The organism is Roseomonas sp. KE0001, from assembly GCF_016107285.1.
In the GTDB taxonomy this organism is placed as follows: domain Bacteria; phylum Pseudomonadota; class Alphaproteobacteria; order Acetobacterales; family Acetobacteraceae; genus Pseudoroseomonas.
On the sequence record NZ_RCVQ01000001.1, the window covers coordinates 1 to 22444 of the forward strand.

At 70.4% G+C, this 22444-nt stretch carries 17 protein-coding genes; 12 read left to right on the forward strand and 5 right to left on the reverse strand.

Annotation, left to right across the window (positions count from 1 at the left end):
* A partial coding sequence (locus D9598_RS00005) for a hypothetical protein (RefSeq protein ID WP_198364355.1) occupies positions 1–378 on the forward strand: 378 nt, incomplete at its 5' end.
* Positions 379–1024: 646 nt separating this feature from the next.
* On the opposite strand, the gene D9598_RS00010 is transcribed toward D9598_RS00005, so the two are convergent.
* The 3 genes from D9598_RS00010 to D9598_RS21535 all read right to left on the reverse strand — a co-directional run bounded on the left by D9598_RS00010 (position 1025) and on the right by D9598_RS21535 (position 4263).
* Positions 1025–1366 (reverse strand): STAS-like domain-containing protein, encoded by a 342-nt coding sequence (locus tag D9598_RS00010; RefSeq protein ID WP_198364356.1) that lies wholly within the window; start codon positions 1364–1366, stop codon positions 1025–1027.
* A gap of 14 nt (positions 1367–1380) precedes the next feature.
* On the reverse strand, positions 1381–2301 hold the full coding sequence (locus D9598_RS00015) for an ATP-binding protein (protein ID WP_198364357.1): 921 nt from the start codon (positions 2299–2301) through the stop codon (positions 1381–1383).
* A gap of 612 nt (positions 2302–2913) precedes the next feature.
* Positions 2914–4263 (reverse strand): site-specific integrase, encoded by a 1350-nt coding sequence (locus D9598_RS21535; RefSeq protein ID WP_198364358.1) that lies wholly within the window; start codon positions 4261–4263, stop codon positions 2914–2916.
* Positions 4264–5601: 1338 nt separating this feature from the next.
* Here D9598_RS21535 and D9598_RS00025 point away from each other — a divergent pair.
* The 5 genes from D9598_RS00025 to D9598_RS00045 all read left to right on the forward strand — a co-directional run bounded on the left by D9598_RS00025 (position 5602) and on the right by D9598_RS00045 (position 11450).
* Entirely contained in the window at positions 5602–6150 is a 549-nt protein-coding gene (locus D9598_RS00025; RefSeq protein WP_198364359.1) for a hypothetical protein, read from the forward strand.
* Between the two features lie 698 nt (positions 6151–6848).
* Positions 6849–8330: a DASS family sodium-coupled anion symporter gene (locus D9598_RS00030; RefSeq protein ID WP_198364360.1), complete on the forward strand. Its 1482-nt coding sequence runs from the start codon at positions 6849–6851 to the stop codon at positions 8328–8330.
* A 1-nt stretch (position 8331) separates the two neighbouring features.
* Positions 8332–9270, forward strand: a complete 939-nt coding sequence (locus D9598_RS00035) for a lactate/malate family dehydrogenase (RefSeq protein WP_198364361.1) — start codon at positions 8332–8334, stop codon at positions 9268–9270.
* Positions 9271–9426: 156 nt separating this feature from the next.
* On the forward strand, positions 9427–10656 hold the full coding sequence (locus D9598_RS00040) for a multidrug effflux MFS transporter (protein WP_198364362.1): 1230 nt from the start codon (positions 9427–9429) through the stop codon (positions 10654–10656).
* Positions 10657–10685: 29 nt separating this feature from the next.
* Complete coding sequence (locus tag D9598_RS00045) at positions 10686–11450, forward strand: short-chain dehydrogenase/reductase (RefSeq protein WP_198364363.1); 765 nt, start codon at positions 10686–10688, stop codon at positions 11448–11450.
* 9 nt (positions 11451–11459) lie between these two features.
* Here the strand turns inward: D9598_RS00045 and D9598_RS00050 are convergent, their stop codons facing one another.
* The gene (locus D9598_RS00050) at positions 11460–11837 is read right to left on the reverse strand and encodes a YraN family protein (RefSeq protein ID WP_198364364.1); all 378 of its coding nucleotides are present in this window, start codon (positions 11835–11837) and stop codon (positions 11460–11462) included.
* 91 nt (positions 11838–11928) lie between these two features.
* On the opposite strand from D9598_RS00050, the gene D9598_RS00055 reads away from it, so the two are divergent.
* The 3 genes from D9598_RS00055 (at position 11929) to msrB (ending at position 15759) form a co-directional block, all read left to right on the forward strand.
* Positions 11929–14400, forward strand: coding sequence for a penicillin acylase family protein (locus D9598_RS00055; RefSeq protein ID WP_198364365.1), 2472 nt, complete (start codon positions 11929–11931; stop codon positions 14398–14400).
* Between the two features lie 51 nt (positions 14401–14451).
* The gene (locus D9598_RS00060) at positions 14452–15252 is read left to right on the forward strand and encodes an arginyltransferase (RefSeq protein ID WP_198364366.1); all 801 of its coding nucleotides are present in this window, start codon (positions 14452–14454) and stop codon (positions 15250–15252) included.
* Between the two features lie 105 nt (positions 15253–15357).
* Positions 15358–15759: a peptide-methionine (R)-S-oxide reductase MsrB gene (gene msrB, locus D9598_RS00065; protein WP_198364367.1), complete on the forward strand. Its 402-nt coding sequence runs from the start codon at positions 15358–15360 to the stop codon at positions 15757–15759.
* Between the two features lie 50 nt (positions 15760–15809).
* Here the strand turns inward: msrB and D9598_RS00070 are convergent, their stop codons facing one another.
* On the reverse strand, positions 15810–17351 hold the full coding sequence (locus D9598_RS00070; protein ID WP_198364973.1) for an ABC transporter substrate-binding protein: 1542 nt from the start codon (positions 17349–17351) through the stop codon (positions 15810–15812).
* 428 nt (positions 17352–17779) lie between these two features.
* Here D9598_RS00070 and D9598_RS00075 point away from each other — a divergent pair, with 428 nt between their 5' ends.
* The 3 genes from D9598_RS00075 (at position 17780) to D9598_RS00090 (ending at position 22444) form a co-directional block, all read left to right on the forward strand.
* Positions 17780–19948 (forward strand): anthranilate synthase component I, encoded by a 2169-nt coding sequence (locus tag D9598_RS00075; protein ID WP_198364368.1) that lies wholly within the window; start codon positions 17780–17782, stop codon positions 19946–19948.
* A gap of 180 nt (positions 19949–20128) precedes the next feature.
* A complete protein-coding gene (locus D9598_RS20905; RefSeq protein WP_232476779.1) occupies positions 20129–20845 on the forward strand; it encodes a DUF1428 domain-containing protein in 717 nt (238 codons plus the stop codon).
* Positions 20846–20929: 84 nt separating this feature from the next.
* Complete coding sequence (locus tag D9598_RS00090) at positions 20930–22444, forward strand: serine hydrolase (protein ID WP_198364369.1); 1515 nt, start codon at positions 20930–20932, stop codon at positions 22442–22444.

Here is a 22444-nt window from a genome sequence, read left to right on the forward strand (position 1 = left end):
GATCAGCGCATCCTCGCGCTCTGCGACCGGGCCATCACCGGACTGAACGAGGCGCGCGATCTGGAAGAAGTCATCGGCATCCGCAATGCCGCCGAGGCCTTTGCCACCTATGCCCGCAAGATGAAGGCGGCCGTCGCCGCCAAGAACGAGTGCGAGCTGGTGGTGCTGCTGGCCGAGGCACGGATCGGCGCGGAACTACGCGCGGCGCAGGAAAGGGGGGAGGTAGCAACGCAGAACAGAGCGGGCGCCAACATTCCAAACGGTGTCCGAAGTTCGGACACCGTTCCTTCAACCCTCCCCGAGATCGGTATCCCACGCCAGCGGGCCTTCGAGATGAAGCGCCTGGCGGAAGCGGTGGAAGCCTTCCTGCTCCGCTGACCGGCAAAATCTACTTGGCGTAGGCCATGGCGATCTGCCAGTGCATCCAAGTCCCTCTACCATGGCGACTAGGCCGCGAAATCCAAACCTGCCTGTCAGGCAGGTTTAAGGACTGTCGGACCGCCTTCACAAGTTGGAAGTGTGATTTCACCACTTCCAGCGTTTCGGCCAGGTGGCGATGAACCTCTCTGTCTCGGGAAGACGCAGCCAGTCGGCAGGCCGCCGAGAAAGGTCAGGCTTTGATCAGAGGTGGCGTCTGCTGGTGCTGCACCACGGGCAATCCTCGTGCGCCAGGCGGCGATAGGTCGAGGTGCAATGCGCCTCGTAGGGCGCCGTGCCGTCCCCGTTCCGCGCGGGCATGTTAGGCAACCACGATCAGCCCTTCCTGCGGCCGGGCGATCTGCCGCTTGGAGATCTCGACCTTCGACCAGCGCGGCGTGTCCGCGGCGATAGCCTCCTGGCCGCTCATGACGAAGGGCGGCTGCCTAAGGTTAACGATGTCGGGATCCGCGTTGGGGAGCCTGCTGCTCGCGCGGCTGCCTACCTACCGGCATGTGGCCCACCTTCTTCACAGAAGGATAAGGAGCCAGCCATAAAAAAAAGCCCATCTTTGATGGGCTTTCTCACGAAGGAGCGACGCTGCCTGTCATGCAAAAGCATAACGCTCAGATTGATTGGCTTCCCTTCTGACCGAGGGGAAAGGAAGCCCATGCATAGCGGCAACACTGCGAAGCTCTCCTTCAACTTGACCGTCACAGTTCGTGATGGTGATCCGTTCAGGCACTTGCGCCCCCAAAACGTCGGCTAAAGGAGAAAGCAGTTCATCGGCAAAACTATGCGAGACGCCGCGGACGCCTGCGAAGTCAAGCACAACCGTCGAATACGGACTGCGATTCAGGGAGGCAGCGGCCTCGGTTCGGACCTTAAAGGCCACTCCCCGCCCGCCCAAAAAAGCACGTCCGGCATATAAAGCCAGCACGCGTTCCATCGATTCTACCCTTTTCACATCCAACCGCCACGTTTGGCGCGGTCAGGCTTCCCAGCTTTTTCAACAGCACGGAGCTCTTCACTGAGCTCTGCCATGATCTGTTGAAAATTTGCCTTCAGCCCTTCGCGACTCATGTTCACCATGAGAAGCGTACCTGTCCACGGCATATTGCCATTATAGGCTGCATTTGAAGAGGTTGAACGACGGCCTAATCCTGACCAAAGCTCCATCCTTCCCTTGTTCGCCGCGACGAGCCGCTCGATGCAAGACAAACCGACGCCACGATTGCGCATCTGTGGCTGGCCAAAATGGGGAGGATTTCCAGTAACACCAACCTTGAGCGCCAAATCCAAAGCTGAGGCATCGTCGGCTGGAGAATATTTGGCGAGAGCGTGTTTTATGCCATTTCCCCAATCACCTATGCAAATCTGCAACCTATCTTTGGTTGGCCAAAATTGCGCCGCACAAAATCCATGCGCACCACTATGTTGGCAAACATTATTGAGAGCTTCTGTTATTATGTGATTCAGGATACTCCATTCATTGCTTCCAATCTCCATTCCGAAAACATCTACTATGTTTTCCGAAATATCATCGACACTATTTATGTCTTCTATTTTCCGAATTTCTGCAAACCTACCTGCAGCTGGCTGGGCCATTCCAAAAGGCGTAGGGCCTTCGCAAGCAAGTTCGCGAAATAGCCCCATGCGTTCAAGATAGCCCGCGATACCACATCGGTCGTGGTCCAAATGGATTCGGCCGCCACCTCGGCGATAGTTTTCGGCGAGGCAGGAGAGGGCGACAAGGCCGATAGGTTCGATCCAGCGAAGACCTGAAAGATCTATGACAAGCTCATCGGTGCTACTGGGCCATTGATAGGTGAATGCCATTAGCGAAGCAAAATCAAGACTTTGAGGCAACGCGACTTTTAACATCGTGGGAAGCGGCTTCCGGGGGAAAGGCTGCATTGGAAAAAGACGGTCTATCAGTCCAACGATGCGTCTTCTAGCGGGTTACGCTGCACCTAATGAGTGTTGGGATGCCGCCGCGCTCCAACCCGGCGCTTTCGTCTGGTTGAGAACTCGCCGCCGTCATGATTCTCCTTTTCAGGCGTCATGTAGCGCCGCGGCCGTCGGTTCTGCTGTCCGCTGCAGGCCTGACTACTTCTATCGTGAAGGGGAGCGGGCATTGATGTGCTCTCGGTCGACCTCACGACGGGTCACGTGCTGCTACCTCCAGCACATGCGCCGCCCAGAACGAATGCGAACTGGTGCTGCTGCTGGCCGAGGCGCGGATCGGCGCCGAGCTCCGCGGCGGTGCAAGAGCGGGGCGAGGTGGCCGGCAAAGGCAATCCGACCGGAGCAAACCAGCATGGAGGAAATGCCCGAACCTCGGGCATTTCCTCAGCCACTCTCCCCGAGATCGGCATCCCCAGCCAGCGGGCCTCCGAGATGAAGCGCCTGGCTGAGGCGGGCTATGTTTCGCATAAGGCGCGGACGAATTTCATCCGCACTTCCGACGAAAAGCGTCGGAAGTCGCAGCCCTCCTCACCCGCGGGCCGCTGAACTGCTTCCATCTGCGCTGCAGGCCAGCACATGTGCTGCCCATGCCTCACTGGCCGCCTGCCGCTCGGCCAGGAAGTCATGTCGCTGATACACTGCCGCGACGCCCTGAATTCCGGTCGCTTCGACATGGTTCAGCAACCGATCCGCCACATGCGGCGGCGTTCCCAGCCGCGCCAGGGCGGTAACACCGGTCCGCCGCAGGTCGTGCAGCCGCCAGGGCGTCATAGGGGCTGGCTGGGCGCTCCGGCCGTGCCGGGCGGCCTCCTGGGCGCGGGCCTTGTAGATCAGCTCGTCCAGCCGGGCCTTCGCCTTGCTGATGCCGGAGACGGGCGTTTCACCGTTGGTCGTGAAAACCAGATCGGAGGGAGGGCTATCTTCGACATAGCTCGCAGTCATCCGTCCGGTAAACGGACGCTTGCCAAGCCCCTGCGGCACATGGGGAAGGGCTGACAGGATGGCCCTGGCCGCCTCCTGCAGGTGCACCAGGTGGGCGCGTCGGTTTTTCGCCCGCTCCGCCGGCACGGTCCAGGTCGAGAGGTCGGGCGACAGCTCGCTCCAACGCATGCCCGCCACCTCGGCGCGCCGCTGCAGGGTTAGGATTAGGATCCGCATGTAGGGGCCAAAGGGCAGGCCCAGGCCCTCTGTGGCGAGCCACACCTCGCGCAGCTCGGCATCGCTCAACACGCGGTCGCGGGACACCTCGCGGCCCTCAGTGTGCACTTCGCCGAAGGGATTGGCCGGCACCAGGCGGCGCTTCATCGCCCAGTTGTAGAGCGCGCGGGCATAGGCTCGGGTGCGCCGGCCCATGGATTCGCCGCGGTCGGCCGTCACGGCGTCGATGCTCCGCTGCGCTTCCTCGTGATCGATGGACGAGGCGGCAAGCGGAAGCAGGGTCGCCAGGTTGACCCGCAGGGCCCGCACAGCCTCACGCCGATAGGCCGGCGCATTGTCCTTCAGCGCCATCTCGGCCCAGCGCTCGATCAGCACGCTGACCGTCAGGGAGGCTGCGGCCTTCTGCCGCTTCACCTGGGCCTCGGCGGCCACAGCGGCCGCCTGGCTGGCCTTACGCTCGCCAAGGGGGTCGCGGCCTTCCCGGACCTTCCCACGGGCCTCCTCAGCCTTCGCGCGCGCCTGGGACGGCGTGATCACCCCGTAATCGCCCAGCACCATCCGCTTCACCGCGCCGCCGGCTCGGTACTGCAGGATGAACACCTTCTTCCCGGACGCGGTCACCCGCAGCCCGAAGCCGGGAAGGGCTTCGTCGAAGACCAGGACGTCCTTCTTCTCAGGCGGGCAGGTGAGGGCATCGATCTCGCGTTTCCCAAGCTTCACCGGCCCTGCTCCCGGCTCGGATCCGCAGTCAGGAACACCGGCACACGACGCGGACTCATTGGTGTTCCAGCCCGATTTCCAGCCAAGAACCTGAAAAGACTATATAAATATATGTGTGGAACACTGGAACACATAGAACACCGGCTTTCTGTGTGTCCTGCCTCAGGCCGTCCTTCCTGACGGCCCCCTGATTTCGGCTGGCGGACTCCTCGCGGACTCAGCAAAAAGTGGGCTGTGGACGGCGTCATGTGGCTCATTGGCCCATGGTCCATCCACAACCGGCTGATCTGCAACGATTCGGTGTAGGCTAGCGGGCTTCATGAGCCTGCTGGCGGCGACGAAACGCCTTCTCTTAATCAGCGGGTCCTAGGTTCGAGCCCTAGTGCGCCCACCATTCCACCGGACAGCGATCCGGCCACCCCGTGAGAAGTCGATAGTCCGGCATGTGATCCAGGCCCGTCCCCGACGGGCCTTTTGGCGTTTCGACGTGGCCCGTCCGGGTCGCTGGCGGCTTTGCCTTCGTGGCGGGGCCCTGCCTATTTCTCGGACTTGGTCGGAGCATCCTCGACGGGCCGCCGGAGCCAGTTGTTCATGTAGCTCGCGAAAGCCACGGTCCGGGGCTCGGCGTCGGCCGCCATGGTCTCCGGTGGCTTCCGGTTCGAATTGGCGGGGTCAGGAATCGGATCCATGGGATCGACATCCGGAACAATGGCTTGCAGGACTATGCATAACTTCTGGTTAAAAGGCGAGTGAAAAAGCGGAACTCAACCTGGAATTGTATTCTGCCGTGTTGCGATATCTCCTGTCCCCTTTCCTCGTGATCGGCCTCCTGAACCCGTCTCCTGCCTGGTCGGACAGCGCGAAGCGGCCGCAGGGCCGGATTCTCACGGTCGTTGCGGGGTCCTGTCCGTCATGGTCCGGTCCGTTCACCGCCGCCCCGCGTCAGGAGCCGGAACGGCCCCGCTGCCAGCAGGGACGGCAGGCTCTGGCCTTCGGATGGTGGCTGATCGCTCTCGGGGTGGAGACGCTGAAATATGTCGTGGGCCTTCTGCTGATCATGCTGGGCTCCCTGTTCCTCGCCGTCGGGGGTGTGTTGAGCCTGCTGGAGATGCTGTTCTGCTGAGGCGCGCGGGGCGGCTGTCCACCGGGCCGAACCGATTATCCCTCGACTTGCCCACAGGGCTGTCCACGCAAACTGGGGATAACTCCGGTTTCCGGTCCTCCGCAGAGTCCGCCGCCGGAGAACCGAGGATTTTCAACGCTATGAAAGGTTTCAGCTGCGTTCCGCGGAGGTTGATGATAGGAACATAACAAGAACATTGCCGGGCCGGCGCAGGCATGGCAGATGCTGTCGGCGAGGAGGTGGCGATGGAGAACCTGGCGCGCTGGACGCTGGCCCAGGCCTTCGGCCTTCTGGGGACGCTGACGGTGATGTTCCGGGACCATTACCGAATGCCCGTGCCGTCCGCGGAGCTCGGGGACCTGCTGGTGCGCTATGGGTTGCAGGCCTCGGCCCTGGGCCTGACCCTGGCCTTCTGGCCGGTCTCGGACCTGGTGTTCCGGGCCTGCGCGCCGGAGCGTGCCTGGCAATGCGCCGGCGGGCTCAACCGCTGGCTCTGCGCGATGCTGCTGTTCTTTCTCTGCGGCCATGCGGCGGCGCTGGGGCTGGTCGCCATGTCGGACCCGCCGACCCTGGCCCGGGTGCTGGAGCCGAGCCTGTTCCACGCCTATGGCGCCGCCCTGGCGGCGACGGCGGTGATGTCGCTCGCCTATGTCGTCAGGCTGGAATTCGTCCTCGCCAGCGGCCATACTTCGCCGAAGCTGGACGGGGACGGCATGGTCGATGGGACCGCAGGATATCCTCGCCGCCGTGATCTGGGGCGCTAGTCTCCTTGGGATCGGCCTCGGTGGCTATGGGCTGGTCAGATACGGTCGGGGCCTTTTCCGCCTCGGCCGGGACCGCCGGGACCTTGCCTCCCGCGCCGCCCTGCGCCCCGCCCGGAGCCTGCCCTGCCATCTTCGCGACTGAGCGGGTTCCAGTCCTTCGGGACTGACCAGGTGGTCGATCCACTCTCCCGCCTTGTCAGGCCACACGCCGATGTCCTTGGCCCGTCGCTCCTGCGCGCCGCCTCGCCGGGACTCGGCGGCGGCGCGCCGGCGCCGTATCCCGGCCTCTCCCGCAGGAGGACGACCCGGCGGAACAGCGGGTGGTGCCGCGCCGGATGCCCCGCCCGGTAGCTCCGGCGCAATGGCCATTCATCTCTCAGGTGAGTTTCTGTGACATCAGAGCAACAGTGTGTCCATGAAGACAGGAGGGGGGTGGCCGAGGGCTTTTCTGCCCGGCCGCTTCGCTTACGCTTCCCGGCAGCCGAGGACCCCCAGACTTCACTTCGGCATGTCTCCGCCCCCGGAGGCATTCCGCGGCGGCCCGGACACCCCCGTCCAGGCCGCCGCCCCCCCCTTCGCCCATCTTCCCGAGGATTGATCTGGAGCAAGGCGGGCAGCGCAGCATCGCGGCAATGTAACGGGTGTCATCGCGGTGTTGCGTCTAAGCCGGGATGACGCCACCCGATGAGGGAAGATCCATGCTTCTGTCTTCGCCCGCCGAACCGACCTCCAACCGCAAGCTCGCCTTCCTGGCCCTGGCCCTCCTGGTCTATGGCGCCGTGCTGATGCTGCCGACGCCGGCCGGCCTCAACCCGGCTGGCCAGGTCGCGCTTGGGCTGCTGGCGCTGGTGATCATCCTCTGGGTCACCGAATGCGTCTCTCCGGCCGCCAGTGCCATCGTGCTGACCGGCATGGCCGTGCTGGGGCTGATGGGCAAGTCGCTCACCCCGGGGGGCGAGCCCATGACCTCCTCCTCCGCCCTGGCGGTGATGCTGACGGGCTTTTCCTCCTCCGCCGTGCTGCTGGTGGCGGGCGCGCTCTTCCTGGCCGTCGCGCTGAAGATCACCGGGCTGGACCGCCGCGTGGCGCTCCTGGTCATGAGCAAGGTCGGCATCTCGCCCGCGCGGCTGCTGATCGGCGCCATGCTGGTCGGCTTCGTGCTGGCGCTCTTCATCCCCTCGGCCACGGCGCGGGTCGGCGCGGTGATCCCGATCATGGTCGGCATCGTCACCGCCCTCGGCCTGCCGGTCACCAGCAGCCTCGGCGCCACGCTGATGATCGTCACGGCGCAGGTCTGCTCGGTCTTCAATATGGGCATCAAGACCGGCGCGGCGCAGAACCTGATCAGCCTGAGCTTCATGCAGGGCGCCTTCGGTGAGACCGTGACCTGGGGCGGCTGGTTCATCACCGCGCTGCCCTTCACCCTGAGCATGTGCGCGGTGCTCTTCTTCACCGCCCTGTTCCTGCTGCGCCCGCATGTGCCGGAAGCCGGCGAGGCCAATCGCCGCCTGCAGGAGGAACTCGCCGGCCTCGGCCCGGTGACGCCGGCCGAGCGGCGGCTGATGCTGGTCGCCGTGATGCTGCTGATCCTCTGGTCCACCGAGGGCTGGCTGCACCCGCTCGACACCACGACGACGACCCAGCTCGGCATCGCCCTGCTGCTGATGCCGCGCATCGGCGTGATGAACTGGGCCCAGGCGGAGAAGCAGGTGCCCTGGGGGACAGTGGTGCTCTTCGCCGCCGGCATCTCGCTCGGCATCCTGCTCTCGCGCAGCGGCGCCGCCGCCTGGCTGGCCGGCGTCACCCTGGGACAGCTCGGCCTGGCCGGCATGTCGGTGGTCATGGTGATCGTCGCGCTGTCGCTGTTCAGCATCATCCTGCATCTCGGCTTCGCCTCGGCCACCGGCCTCGCCAGCACGCTGATCCCGATCATGATCGCCTTCGCGCAGACCCTGCCCCTCCCGCAGCACACCATCTTCGGCATCGTGCTGATCCAGAGCTGGGTGGTGTCCTTCGGCTTCATCCTGCCGACCAACGCGCCGCAGAACATGCTCTGCTACGGCACCGGCGCCTTCAGCACGACGCAGTTCGCCAAGGTCGGTCTGGTGATGACGGCGGCGGGCGTGGCCTTGATCGCGCTGTTCTCGGCGACGATCTGGCCCTGGATGGGAGCGCTGTGACATGAACGGCAAGGTGGGCATCATCGGCGCCGGGCTGGTCGGCGCGGCGGCGGGCTATCTCCTGGCGCTGACGCCGGGCGTGGGCGAGATCGTGCTGGTCGACCTCGACCGCGCGCGGGCGCAATCCGAGGCCCAGGACATCGCCCATGCCGCGGCCTTCGGCGGCAGCGGCCATATCCGCGCCGGCGACTACGCCGATCTGGCGGGCGCCGACGTGGTGGTCATCACCGCCGGCACCAGCCTGAAGCCGGGGCAGACGCGGCTCGATCTGATGGCGGCCAATGTCCGCGTCGTCGCCGCCATCATCGAGCGGGTGCTGAAGGTGGCGCCGGAGACGGTGCTGCTCTTCGCCACCAACCCGGTCGATGTCATGCCGGCCATCGCGGTCCGGCGCTTCGGCGTGCCGCCAGGGCGGGCCATCGGCACCGGCTGCGCGCTGGATTCCGCCCGCTTCCGTGACCGGCTGGCGCAGCATCTCGGCGTCTCGCCCGGCTCGGTGCATGCCAATGTCCTTGGCGAGCACGGCGATTCCGAGGTGCTGCACTGGAGCGGCGCGCATGCCGGCGGCATGCCGCTCGAACGCTTCGCCGAAACCCTCGGCCAGCCGATCCCGCCGCCCCTGCGGCAGGTCATCTCGCAGGAGGTTCGCACCTCGGCCTATCGGATCAAGGAAGGCAAGGGCGTCTCCAATTTCGGCATCGGCGGCTGCATCGCCCGGCTCACCCGCGCCATCGTCGCCGATGAGCATGTGCTGTTCAGCGTCTCCACCTTCATGGACGAGGTGCTGGGCGTGCCCGAGACCTGCATCTCCCTGCCGCATGTGCTGGGCGCGCGCGGCGCCTCGCGCCCGCTGCTGCCGCCGCTCGACGAGGCCGAGACGGCGGCGCTGACGCACAGCGCCGGCGTGCTGCACGAGGCGATCCGGCAGGGGATGACCTAGGGGCTGGCCGGCCCGGCCTGATCGGGCCGGATCTGCCTGGAGCCTGGGCGCCCGGCCTGCCCGGCTGCCCCGCCCGTGGTCAGGCCCGGTCCGGGGGCGCCGGATGGCGGCAGATAGGCCCTGCCGCCGCCACGGCTTTTGCGGAAAGCTGGCCGGATGTCCGACTCCTCCCCGCGCCGCGCTCGCATTGAGGGCGAGGCTGGCGCCGTGTCCGCCGCGCCGCCCCGCCCCCCGCTCTGGCTCCTGGTGCTGATCACCACCTCCGGCACCGTCGGTATCCATATCTTCGTCCCGGCCCTGCCGCAGGCGGCGGCGGAGTTCGGCGTCAGCACCGGCGCCATGCAGCTGACCATCAGCCTCTACATCCTGGGGCTGGCGCTGGGGCAGCTCGCCTATGGCCCGGTCTCGGACGCGCTGGGGCGCCGGCCGGTGCTGCTGGCCGGGCTCGCGCTCTACAGCCTGGCCGGGCTGGCCGCCGCCCTGGCGCCGGAGGTGCGCTTCCTGATCGGCGCCCGGTTGCTGCAGGCGCTGGGCGGCTGCGCCGGGCTGGCGCTCGGCCGCGCCATGGTCCGCGACACCGCGGAGCCGCGCGAGGCCGCCTCGCGGCTCGCCATGCTCAACCTGGCCGTCTCGGTGGGGCCGGGCATCGCGCCGCTGCTCGGCACGGCGCTGTCCGAGACCCTCGGCTGGCGCAGCATCTTCGTCACGCTCTGCGTCGTCGGCGCCCTGACCACCGGCCTCGCCTGGTGGCGCCTGCCGGAGACGGGGCGGCAGGTGAGGGGCAGGGGGGTCGCCGCCCTGGCGCGGGACTACCGGCAGCTCATCGGCTCGCCGGCCTTCCTGGGCTTCGCCATCGGCGGGGGCTGCGCCACCACGAGCTGGTATGCCTATCTGGCGGCCATGCCCTTCATCCTGGTGCAGCAGCTCGGCCGGCCGGTGCATGAGGTCGGCCTGGTCTATGTGGTGCTGGTGGCCGGCACGGCGCTCGGCAATATCCTGGCCAACCGGCTGGTGGCGCCGGTCGGGCTGGCGCGGCTGCTGCGCCTCGGCAGCCTGATCGGCGTCGGCGGCGCGCTGCTCTTCCTCGGCGCCGTGCTGCTGGACCGGCTGAACCTCGCCATCGCCGTGGGCGGGCCGCTGATCTTCGCCATCGGCGTCGGCCTGGCCAGCCCGCTGGCCCTGACCAAGGCGGTCAGCGTCAACCCGAAGGTGATCGGCTCGGCCGCCGGCCTCTATGGCTTCAGCCAGATGGCGGTGGGCGCGCTGTGCGCCGCCCTGGCCGGCATCGGCGGCGACCCGGCGCTGGCCGCCGCCGTGGTGCTGGCCGCCGCCGCGCTGATCGGGCAGGCTGCCTTCCGGCTCGCCCTGCGGCGGGAGGCCGGCTGAGTGGAACGAATCCAGGAGGGGAACACAGGATGGATCTCGGGCTGCGGGGCCGACGCGCCCTGATCACGGGCGGGTCGCGCGGCATCGGCCGGGCGACGGCCGAGGTGCTGGCGGCGGAGGGCTGCGACCTGCATCTGGTGGCGCGGGACGCCGCCGCGCTGGAGGCGGCCGCCACGGCGATCCGCGCCCGTCACCAGGTGGCGGTGACGGTGACGCCCGCCGACCTCTCGCGGGAGCCCGAGGCGCGGCGGATCGCCGAGGCCGCCGGGCCGGTCGATATCCTGGTGAACAATGCCGGCGCCATCCCGCCGGGCACGCTGCAGGCGCTGGACGACGCCACCTGGCGCGGCGCCTGGGACCTCAAGGTGTTCGGCTTCATCACCCTGACGCGGGCGCTCTATCCGGCGATGGCGGCGCGCGGGGGCGGGGTGGTCGTCAATGTCATCGGCGCCGCCGGCGAGCGCTTCCCGCCGGGCTATATCGCCGGAGCCACGGGCAATGCGGCGCTGATGGCCTTCACCCGCGCGCTCGGCAAGGCGGCACCGAAGGACGGGATGCGCGTGGTCGGCATCAATCCCGGCCCGGTGGCGACCGAGCGGCAGGAGATGCTGGCCCGGCACCGGGCGCAGACCGAGCTGGGCGACGCGGAGCGCTGGCGCGAGTTCCAGGCCGCCATGCCCTTCGGCCGGGCGGCGAAGCCGGAGGAGATCGGCCAGGCCGTCGCCTTCCTGGCCAGCCCCTGCTCGGGCTACACGACCGGCACCATCCTGACCATCGACGGCGGCGGCGGGTAGCCGGCCGCCTCACTCCAGCCGGAACGCATCGGCGATCCGCCGCATCCGTCCGGCCGCATCCACCAGCACGAGGTCGAAGCGCACTCCCGCCGCGCCGTGGCCGGGATGCGCCGCCAGCCAGGCCTCCGCCCCCGCCAGCAGCCGGGCCTGCTGCGCCGGGGCGAGGGTGAGCGCCGCCTCCGAAAGCCGGGCGCGCCGCTTCACCTCGATGAAGGCCAGCAGCCCCTCGCGCTCGGCGATCAGGTCGATCTCGCCGGCCGGACCGCCGCGCCCGGCGCGCTGGCGGCGCGCCAGCACCCGCCAGCCCTCCGCCTCCAGCCGGGCGGCGACACGGGCCTCGGCCTCGCGGCCGCGCGCCTCTGCGGCGCTGCGGGTCTCCTCGGGCATGGCGGCGCTCCTGTGTTCCCCCTTTGGGGTCCCCGATGAAATTGCACGGCCCCGGCTGTGGCGCCGCCGGTTCTGCCCTACATCGGAAGCCATGCGAAGAGATGCCGGCCGCCAGGCCCCCTCGCGGCGCCGCCCGCTGCGCCTGATCCTCCGGCGGGGCCTCTGGGCCGGATCAGCCGTGCTGGTCCTGGCCGGGGCGGCGGTGGCGGGGCTGCTCTGGGCCAGCCTGCCGCCGCGCCAGGGGCGCCTGGTCCTGGCCGGGCTGGCAGCGCCGGTGGAGGTGGTCGAGGATTCGCACGGCATCCCGCGCATCACCGCCGCGAGCGAGCGTGACGCCGCCCTGGCGCTGGGCTGGCTGCATGCGCGTGACCGGATGTTCCAGATGGAGCTGATGCGGCGCAACGCCGCCGGCCGGCTCTCCGAGATCGCCGGCCCGGCCGCGCTGCGCGCCGATCGCTTCAGCCGCACCCTCGGCCTGCGCCAGCGCGCCGAGGCGGATGTCCTGGCGCTCTCGCCCGAGGGGCGCGACATGCTGGAGGCCTATGCCGAGGGGGTGAATGCCTGGATCGGCGAGCGCGGCCGGCTGGCGGCGCCGGAATTCCTGCCGCTCGGCGCGCCCGAGCCCTGGCGGCCGGCGGATTCGCTGCTCTGGGCCAAGACCATGGGCCTGTGGCTGTCGAACAACTGGCGCACCGAGCTGGACCGGGCGCGGCTGGCGGCGCTGCTGCCGCCGGAGCGGCTGGCCGAACTCTGGCCGGCGGATGAAAGCCCCGGCCGCGCCGATCTCGCCGGCCTGGCGCGGGACCTGCCGCCGGCGGCGCGCCTCGCGCGCCTGGCCGCCGCCCTGCCGCGCTTCCCGCTCGACGCCCCGCTGCCCTCCACGGCCTCGAACGCCTGGGCGCTCTCCGCCGCCCGCTCGGTGACGGGGGCGCCGCTGCTCGCCTCCGACCCGCATCTCGGCTTCCAGGCGCCGATCCTGTGGTATCTGGCGCGGATCGAACTGCCCGGTGGCCGCTTCCGCGCCGGCGCCACCGCGCCCGGCATCCCGCTGATGCCGATCGGCCGCAACGAGGCCCTGGCCTGGGGCTTCACCACCACCCATTCCGACACCCAGGACCTGTTCGTCGAGCGCCTGGCCGGGCCGGCGGGCTACGAGACGCCGGAAGGGCCGCGGCCCTTCACGATCCGCGAGGAGGTGATCCGCGTCCGCGGCCGGGAGCCGGAGGTGCTGCGGGTGCGCGAGACCCGGCACGGGCCCGTGGTAAGCGACCTGGATGGCGCGGGGGGCGAGGGGGCGGAGGCGGGGACGGTGCTCGCCGTCAGCATGGCCAATCTGGCGCCGCAGGACCGCGCGGCGGATGGCCTGCTGGCGCTGAACCGGGCCACCTCGCTCGCGGCGGCACGGGCGGCGGCGGCGCTGATCTCCTCGCCGCCGCAGAACCTGATGGTGGCCTCGGCGCGGGAGGGGATTGCCCTCTACCTGACGGGCCGGACGCCGGTCCGCCGCGCCGGCGATGGCGGCCTGCCGGCGCCGGGCTGGGACGGCAGCCATGACTGGCTGGGCTTCGTCCCCTTCGACGACCTGCCGCATCGCGAGAACCCGCCCGGGGGCGCGCTGGCCAATGCCAACAACCGCATCCAGCCCGAGGGCGCCGGGCCCTATCTCGGCCGCGACTGGTATGGCGACTGGCGCTTCCGCCGCATCGGCGAGCTGCTGGCGCAGCGCGAGCGCCACGCGCCCGGCGACCTGGCGGTGATGCAGCGGGACGCGGTCAGCCTCTTCGCCCGCGAGATGCTGCCGCTGCTGCGGGCCCTGCCGCGCCCCGAGGGACCGGCCGGGGCGGCGCGCGACCTGCTGCTGGGCTGGGAGGGGGAGATGGCGCCGGACCGGCCGCAGCCGCTGATCTTCAACGCCTGGTGGCCACGGGCGGCGCGGCTGGCGCTGGCGCATGGCGGCGTGCCCGAGGGCGGCTGGCCGCCGACGGCGGAGTTCCTGCGCTTCGTGCTGCATCCGGACGGGCGCGGGGCGCATTGGTGCCGCCCAGCGAAGGCCGGAGCCGGGGCCGGGGCGGGGGCCACCGAGGCCGCGCCGCCCTTCGCCGAGGGCGGCGCCTGCGCCGCGCTGGCCGCCACGGCCCTGCGCGAGGCGGTGGCGGATCTCGCCCGCCGCTTCGGCCCCGAGCCCGCCGCCTGGCGCTGGGGCGCGGCGCACCAGGCCCGGCTGGAGCATCTCCTGCTGCGCTTCCTGCCTGTGCTGGGCCCCTGGAGCGGCATCGTCCTGCCCACCGCCGGCGACGACCACACCATCAGTCGCGGCGGCATGCGCGGCGACTTCGCCCATGTGCAGGGGGCCGGGCTGCGCGCCGTCTTCGACCTCGGCGACCCGGAGGGGGCCATGGCCGTCATCGCCACCGGTCAGTCGGGCCATCCGCTCTCGCCGCACTGGGCCGATCAGGCGCCGCTCTGGGCGGGGGGCGGCGGGGCGGAGGGGCGGCCGCTGCTGCCACTGGGGACCGCCCCGCGCCAGTCGGGGGGCAGGCTTTCCCTGGTTCCTGGGGAATGAGGCGTATCTGTCGTTGCGTCCGGCGTCGGGGCCGGGGAAACTGCCGGAAACATGCTCCACCGCTCCGCCCGCCGACCGCAGTTCTTCTATACGACCGCGCCGCTGCCCTGCCCTTACCTGGCCGGGCGGATGGAGCGGAAGATCGTGACCGAGCTGACCGGCCCGGACGCGGAACCCCTGCACGACCGCCTCTCCCGCGCCGGCTTCCGCCGCAGCCACAACATCGCCTATTCGCCGGTCTGCCACGGCTGTCAGGCCTGCATCCCGATCCGCATCGACGCCGCCGCCTTCGCGCCCGACAGGACCCAGCGCCGGGTGCTGCGCGCCAATGAGGGGCTGGAGGGCCGCTCCACCCCGGCCCGGGCCACGGCGGAGCAGTTCGCCCTGTTCCAGCGCTATCAGCGGGCGCGCCACCAGGATGGCGACATGGCGGCGATGGGCTTCTACGACTACCGCGCCATGGTCGAGGACACGCCGATCTCGAGCGGCGTGGTCGAGTTCCGCGACACCAGCGGCGCGCTGCTCGCCTGCTGCCTGACCGACTGGCTCAGCGACGGCCTCTCCGCGGTCTATTCCTTCTACGAGCCGGAGCTGGAGAAGCGCTCCTTCGGCACCTTCGTCGTGCTCTGGCTGGTGGGCCGCGCGGTGGAGCTGGGCCTGCCCTATGTCTATCTCGGCTACTGGGTGCCGCAGAGCCGCAAGATGGCCTACAAGTCCCGCTTCCGGCCCAGCGAGATCCTGAGCGGGGGGGCCTGGCGCCGGCTCGAGGAGGCCGATATCGCGCTCGGCGCGCCCGCCGCCGGGGAGCGCGAGGCCGGCGCCGCGGCGCGCCTCACCCCGCTGGGCGGCTGAGGCGCCGCTCCACCGGACAATTCCACCGGGCCTTCCCCTCCACCGGGCCTTCCCCCGCCGCGCGCCACGCCCAATATGCCGGGCAGGGATGACGGGAGACCGCGCATGGACCAGATCACCTATCCAGTGACCCTCAGCGAGGAGGAATGGCGCCGTCGCCTGACCCCCGAGCAGTACCGCGTGATGCGGGGGCATGGCACCGAGCGGCCCGGCAGCTGCGCCCTGCTGCACGAGAAGCGCCCCGGCACCTTCCTCTGCGCCGGCTGCGGCCAGCCGCTCTTCGCCTCGGGCGGCAAGTTCGAGAGCGGCACCGGCTGGCCGAGCTTCGGCGCGCCGGTCGAGGGCTCCGTCGGCACCACCACGGACCGCAGCCACGGCATGATCCGCACCGAGGTGCATTGCGCCCGCTGCGGCAGCCATCTCGGGCATGTCTTTCCCGACGGGCCGCCGCCCACGCACCAGCGCTACTGCATCAACGGGGTGGCGATGGATTTCCGGCCCGACTGACGGCGCGCCGCCCCGCGGGAAGGGGCGGTGCCCCCTCCCGGGTGCGGGCCTCACCCCTTCTTCACGTCCCAGAACAGCGGCGCCGGCCCCTTGGTGATGCCGGAGACGTTGCTGCGCCAGGCCTGGTAGGCCATGAACTGCCCGAGGGGCGCAAAGACGACATCCTCCACGGCGGCGGCGTTGATCCTGTCGATGGCGGCCTGCTCGGCGGCGGGGGTGGCGGCGGCGTACCATTCGGCGATGCCCGCCTCCGTGGCCGGGCTTTCGGGCCAGCCGAACCAGGCTTTCTCGCCATTGCCCCGGATCGCCGAATAGCCCACAGGCGAGGCGCAGTCGGCGCCCGAATGCCAGGTGTGGAACATGTTCCAGCCGCCCTGGCCCGGCGGCGTCCTCTGCGCCCGCCGCCCGACCACCGTGCCCCAGTCGGTGGCGACGAAGTCGAGGCTCATGCCGAGGCGCTTCAGCAGGTCGGCCGTGACGTCGCCCATCGCCTTGTGCGGCGCCAGGTCCTGGCTGACCATGCAGGTGACGGGCTGCCCGGCATACCCGCTCTGCTCCAGCAGGCGCTTCGCCGCGTCGAGGTCCGGCCGGCGCTTCAGGATCTCGCCGCCGGCCTCGCTGTAATGCGGGGTGCCGGGGGCGAAGAAGCCCGCCATCGGCTTCCAGAGGGAATCGTCGCTGCCGACGATGGCCCGCATGTAATCCTCCTGGCTCATCGCCATCAGGACGGCGCGGCGGGCGCGCACGTCGTTGAAGGGCGGGTGCAGGTGGTTCATGCGGAAGGCGCCGACATTGCCGAGCGGATCGGCGATATCGACCGCGATGTTGCGGTTGCGCCGCATCACGGGGATCAGGTCGGCCAGCGGTGTCTCCAGCCAGTCCACCTCGCCGCTCTGCAGGGCGCCGGCGGCCGTCGCGGCATCCGGGATGATCACCCATTCGACCCGTTCCACGGCGACGCGCTTGCCGCCGGCCAGCCAGGAGGCCGGCTCATCGCGCGACACGTAGCCGTCGAAGCGCTGGAAGACGGCGCGGGCGCCGGGCAGCCATTCGTCGCGCAGGAAGCGCATCGGGCCGGAGCCGACATACTCGGTGATCTGCTGGAACGGATCGGTCCGCGCGATCCGCTCCGGCATGACGAAGGCGCAAGGCGCGTTGTTCTTGCCGAGCGCCAGCAGCATCTTCGGGTAGGGCTGCTTCAGCACCCAGCGGAAGGTGCGGTCGTCGACCGCGACCAGCTCCTGCTGGAGGGCGCGGATCATCAGCCCCATGCCGTCCCGCGCCGACCAGCGCGCGAGGCTGGCGACGGCGTCCTTCGCCAGCACCGGCTCGCCGTCGTGGAACCTGAGGCCCGGGCGCAGGCGGAAGGTCCAGGTCAGGCCATCGGCCGAGACCTCCTCCGCCTCGACCATCTGCCGCTGCGGCCGCATCGCGGAATCGACGCCATAGAGCGTGTCCCAGACCAGCATGCCGGCATTCCGCACCACGTACTGGGTGCCCCAGATCGGGTCGAAATTGGCCAGGTCGGCATGTGGCACGAAGCGCAGCGGGCGGGCGGCCTGCGCCAGGGCGGGGGCGGCGAGGCCGGTCATGGCCAGGGGAGCAGCCAAGGGGAGGGCCAGGCTGGCCTGCAGGAACTGTCTGCGTCGCACGGAAGCGGATCTCCTCAGAGGGGCCGGTCGTACCGGGCCTTTGCCATCCCGCCGGCGCCACGGCCGCCGCCCTCTGCCGGGGCGGCTTCGCCGATGGGCCGGATCTCCGCGGGCAGTGTGCGGCCTCGTGCGGCGTGGCGGCAAGGCGCCGTGGGATGGCGTTTCTCCCCTTGTGGGCGACAGGGGGCTTCGCTACGCTCCCCGCATGATCACGCGCATCCAACCTGCAAGCTGGTGGTGGCCCCTTTCATAAGGCGGCCGTGTGATCTCGAACCTTTTCATGGCCGCCTCGGGGTACCGGGCGGCCATCTTCATATCCTGACAGCCGATGCGCACCGGACCCGAGGCAGCCCAGCCCGGAGCGACCGATGCAGACGCGTTACCAGACCCAGGGCGGTCTCACCATCCAGCGCCAGACCCTGGATCTCGCCAGGGAAAGGGCCGGCGGCCCTCCCGTCGGGCAGGTCCTGGCCGAGCTCGCCGGCCGGCTGGACCGGCAACGCGGCGTGCTGCTCTCCTCCTCCTTCGAGTTCCCCGGCCGCTACACCCGCTGGGACCTGGGCTTCGCCGATCCGCCGCTGATGATCGCGGCCCGGGGGCGGGAGATGGTGCTGCGCGGGCTGAACGAGCGGGGCCGGCGGCTGCTCGGCGTCATCGCCCCGGCGCTGCGCGGCCTGCCGGCGCTGGCCGCGATGCGGCGGGAGGCGGACAGCCAGCATCTTTCCCTGCGCGAGCCGGAGGCGCAGTTCGCCGAGGAGGAGCGCTCCCGCCAGCCTTCCGTCTTCTCCGTGCTGCGGGCGCTGCGCGATCTCTTCGGCAGCGCGGAGGACCCGCATCTCGGCCTCTATGGCGCCTTCGGCTATGACCTGGTCTTCCAGTTCGAGCCGATGCCGCTGCGCCTGCCGCGCGACGCCGGCCAGCGCGACCTGGTGCTCTACCTGCCGGACGAGATCCTGGTGGTGGACCATATGCGCGGCACCGCCCGGCTGCACCGCTACGACTTCCTGCTCGATGGCGGCTCCACCGAGGCGCTGCCGCGCGCGACGCCGGCCGACCCCCACCGGCCCGGCGGGCAGGCCACCCCGCCCGAGAGCGACTTCGCGCCCGGGGAATACGCCGCCATGGTGGAGCGCGCGCAGCGGGCCTTCGCGCGCGGCGACCTCTTCGAGGTGGTGCTGGGCCAGACCTTCTCGGCCCGCTGCGACGAGGCGCCGAGCGTGCTCTTCGAGCGGCTGCGGCGGGTCAATCCCTCGCCCTATGGCGCGCTGATGAACCTGGGCGAGGGCGAGTTCCTGGTCGCCGCCAGCCCGGAGATGTTCGTCCGCGTCGAGGAGGGACGCATCGAGACCTGCCCGATCAGCGGCACCATCCGGCGCGGCGCCGACGCGCTGGAGGACGCGGCGAACATCCGCGCCCTGCTCAATTCCGAGAAGGAGGAGAGCGAGCTCACCATGTGCACCGACGTGGACCGCAATGACAAGTCGCGCGTCTGCGTCCCCGGCACGGTGAAGGTCATCGGCCGGCGGCAGATCGAGATGTACTCGCGGCTGATCCACACGGTGGACCATGTCGAGGGCCGGCTGCTGCCGGAGATGGACGCGCTGGACGGCTTCCTCTCCCATGCCTGGGCGGTGACGGTGACCGGCGCGCCGAAGCGCTGGGCGATCCGGCATGTCGAGGCGGAGGAGCGCTCGGCGCGGCGCTGGTACGGCGGCGCCATCGGCCGCATGACCTTCGACGGCAACATGAACACCGGCCTGACGCTGCGCACGATCCGGCTGCGGGACGGCATCGCCGAGGTGCGCGCCGGCGCCACCCTGCTGCATGACAGCGACCCGGCGGCGGAGGAGGCGGAATGCCGGCTCAAGGCCAGCGCCATGCTGGCCACGCTGCGCGGCGAGGCGGCGGTGGCGGCCGCGCCCGCCGCGCCGCGCCCGGCCATGGGGGCGCGGGTGCTGCTGGTCGATCACGAGGACAGCTTCGTACATACCCTGGCCGGCTACCTGCGGGCCGCGGGTGCCTCGGTCCGCACGCTGCGGCCAGGGATGGCGCGCCAGGCGCTGCGGGAGGGGGAGGCGCCGGACCTCGTGCTGCTCTCGCCGGGGCCGGGCCGGCCGGCGGACTTCGCCATGTCGGACACGCTCGACCTCCTCATCCGGCGCGGCCTGCCGGGCTTCGGCGTCTGTCTCGGCCTGCAGGGCATGGTGGAGCATTTCGGCGGCACGCTGGACCTGCTGTCCCGGCCGATGCACGGCAAGCCCTCCCGCATCCGCAACCTCGGCGGGCGGCTGCTGGCGGGGCTGCCCGGGACCTTCACCGTCGGGCGCTACCACTCCCTGCACGCCCGGCGCCTCGACCTGCCGGCGGAGCTGGTGGCGACGGCGGAGACGGACGATGGCGTGGTCATGGCGATCGAGCACCGGCGCCTGCCGCTCTCGGCGGTGCAGTTCCACCCCGAGTCGCTGATGACCGACCCGGCGCGGATCGGCATGCCGCTGATCGCTGCGGCCCTGCGGCAGCCGGCGGCGGTGGCGTAGGGGCGCGTTGGCGCCCGGAGTCGGGAGGAGGGAGGGGGTCGCGCCCCCTCCCGCGGAAAGGGTCGGAAGGAGCGGACTTTCACGATCGCGCCAAGCGTGCCCCGGCCATGGGGTTTATAGTTGATATCAACCTAAAATCGCGGCAGGAAGCGTGGGTCAACGGGAGGAGGAAACCCAGGCATGGCTTATGTGGAAGGCTTCGTGGTCACCGTTCCCACCGGCAGCAGGGAGGCCTATGCGCGCCACGCCGCCGAGGCCGCGGCGCTGTTCCGTGGCTTCGGGGCCACCCGCTGCGTCGAGGCCTGGGGTGACGATGTGCCGAGGGGCAAGGTGAACGACTTCTGGGGCGCGGTGCAGGCGACGCCGGAGGAGACGGTGGTCTTCTCCTGGGTCGAGTACCCCGATCGCGCCACGCGCGACGCGGCGAATGCGCGCTTCCGCACCGACCCGGCGATGCAGGCCCTGGGCGCGGCCATGCCCTTCGATGGCAGGCGGCTGATCCATGGCGGCTTCGCCCCGCTGATGGACGAGGGCGGTGGCACCGGCGGCTATGTCGATGGCTTCGTCCTGCCGGTCCCGCAGGGGCGCAAGGCGGATTACGTCGCGATGGCGCGCGGGATCCTGCCGGTCTTCCGGGAGCTTGGCGCGCTGCGCGTGGTCGAGGCCTGGGGCGATGACGTGCCGGAGGGTCAGCGCACCGATTTCCGCCGCGCCGTCCATGCGACGGAGGAGGAGGCGGTGGTCTTCGCCTGGATCGAGTATCGCGACCGCGCGGCGCGCGACGCCGCCGTCCAGGCGATGATGACGGATGAGCGGATGAAGGAACCGCCCAAGGACATGCCCTTCGATGGCAAGCGCATGATCATGGGCGGCTTCAGCGTGCTGCTCGACGCCTGACGCGGCCGGCGCGCGGCCGGGGCTTCCCCTTTCCGCCCGCGCGCCGAAGAATGCGTCCCACCCACCGGTGAGGAGCGCAGGACCATGCCCGACTGGAATGCCGCCGCGGCGGAGGCCGCCGCCCTCGCCGGCGCCTGGTCGGAGGCACGGGGGCCGGGTGGGGCCATCCTGCTCTTCGACACGGCCGGCATCCGCCATGCCTCGGCCGGCGGCTTCGCCAGCCTGGAGCACGGCCTTCCCTTCACCCCCGACACGCCGAACCGCCTGGCCTCGATCAGCAAGCACTTCCTGGCCGCCACGCTGCTGCTGGAGGAGATCCCGCTGGAGGCGCCCCTGGGCACGCTGCTGGACGGGCTGCCGCCGGCGGTGGCGGCGGTCCCGCTGGAGCGCGCGCTCGACATGACCGGCGGCCTGCCGGACATGATGGAGCTGCTCTGGCAGCAGGGCGTGCCCTTCACCGCCAGCCTGACGGCGGAGGAGGTGTTCTCGGTCGCCCGCCGCATCCCCGCCCTCAATGCCGCGCCCGGCACCGAGATGGCCTATTCCAACACCGGCTGGCGGCTGGCGCAGCGCATCCTGCCGGAGCGGCGCGCCGTCAGCTATCCCGAGGCGCTGCGCCGCCGGCTCTTCGCACCGCTGGACCTGCCCTTCGCCTTCCCCGAGAATGAGAGCGTGCCCGTGCCGGGCCTCGCCACCGGCTACTGCTGGGATGGGGCCGGCTGGCGGCGCGGGCGCTATGGCCTGCACTTCTCCGCCTCCGGCGGCCTGGCCGGCAGCGCCACGGCGCTGGCCCGCTGGGCGGCTGCGCTGATGGCCGGGCGGGGGCCGCTGGCCGGGATCCTGGAGCGGCTGGCGGCGCCGCGCCGCTTCGCCGATGGCAGCGAGAGCGTCTATCGCCTGGGACTGGTCCGCAGCGCGCTGGGCCGGGTGGCGCTGGTGGGGCATGGCGGCTCGCTGCCGGGGTATCGCAACCATGTCCTGATGGCGCCCGAGCTGGGTCTCGGCGTGGTGGTGCTGACCAACCGGGAGGAGGAGGCGCTCTGGCCGGCGCTGCGCGTCATGGCCGCCCTGACCGGCGAGCCGCTGCCCGCGGCGCCCCCGGCGCTGCCGCCCGGCCTCTTCGCCGCCGCCGAAGGTCCCTTCTGGGCCGAGCTGGCGGCGGATTCGATCAGCGTCATGGGCGGCTTCGAGCGGCTGGTGGCGGCGCCGGGCGGCGAATGGCGCAGCCTTCCGGCCTATCTCGACATCCGCCTGCGCGCCGAGGGGCCGGATGCGCTGGCCGGCATGGTGGGCGGGGTGGCGCGGCGCCTGCTGCGCGTGCCGGAGGGGCTGGCGCCCGATCCGGCCCTGGCGGGCGAATGGACCGATCCCGTCCTCGGCACGGGGCTGCGCGTCACGCCGGAGGGCGAGGCCCGCTTCGACTGGGCCGGGGGCATCGGCGCGCGCTGCCGGCTGACGCCCCTGCCGGGCGGCCGCGCCCTGGCCGACCTGTCGCACGGACCCTGGCGGCACCGCCCCTGCCTGTGGCTGCAGCCCGATGGCAGCCTGCGGCTTGCCAGCCACCGGGCACGGGTCTTGCATCTTCACCGCAGATCCTGA

Coding starts and splice junctions, on each gene's coding strand:
- D9598_RS00050 (WP_198364364.1), bottom strand. CDS start 11,837: ATGCCCGAGGAGACCCGCAGCGCCGCAGAGGCGCGCGGCCGCGAGGCC.
- D9598_RS00040 (WP_198364362.1), top strand. CDS start 9,427: ATGTCCGACTCCTCCCCGCGCCGCGCTCGCATTGAGGGCGAGGCTGGC.
- D9598_RS00025 (WP_198364359.1), top strand. CDS start 5,602: ATGGCAGATGCTGTCGGCGAGGAGGTGGCGATGGAGAACCTGGCGCGC.
- D9598_RS20905 (WP_232476779.1), top strand. CDS start 20,129: ATGGCTTATGTGGAAGGCTTCGTGGTCACCGTTCCCACCGGCAGCAGG.
- D9598_RS00070 (WP_198364973.1), bottom strand. CDS start 17,351: ATGACCGGCCTCGCCGCCCCCGCCCTGGCGCAGGCCGCCCGCCCGCTG.
- D9598_RS00075 (WP_198364368.1), top strand. CDS start 17,780: ATGCAGACGCGTTACCAGACCCAGGGCGGTCTCACCATCCAGCGCCAG.
- D9598_RS00060 (WP_198364366.1), top strand. CDS start 14,452: ATGCTCCACCGCTCCGCCCGCCGACCGCAGTTCTTCTATACGACCGCG.
- D9598_RS00015 (WP_198364357.1), bottom strand. CDS start 2,301: ATGTTAAAAGTCGCGTTGCCTCAAAGTCTTGATTTTGCTTCGCTAATG.
- D9598_RS00030 (WP_198364360.1), top strand. CDS start 6,849: ATGCTTCTGTCTTCGCCCGCCGAACCGACCTCCAACCGCAAGCTCGCC.
- D9598_RS00010 (WP_198364356.1), bottom strand. CDS start 1,366: ATGGAACGCGTGCTGGCTTTATATGCCGGACGTGCTTTTTTGGGCGGG.
- D9598_RS00090 (WP_198364369.1), top strand. CDS start 20,930: ATGCCCGACTGGAATGCCGCCGCGGCGGAGGCCGCCGCCCTCGCCGGC.
- D9598_RS00055 (WP_198364365.1), top strand. CDS start 11,929: ATGCGAAGAGATGCCGGCCGCCAGGCCCCCTCGCGGCGCCGCCCGCTG.
- D9598_RS00035 (WP_198364361.1), top strand. CDS start 8,332: ATGAACGGCAAGGTGGGCATCATCGGCGCCGGGCTGGTCGGCGCGGCG.
- D9598_RS00045 (WP_198364363.1), top strand. CDS start 10,686: ATGGATCTCGGGCTGCGGGGCCGACGCGCCCTGATCACGGGCGGGTCG.
- msrB (WP_198364367.1), top strand. CDS start 15,358: ATGGACCAGATCACCTATCCAGTGACCCTCAGCGAGGAGGAATGGCGC.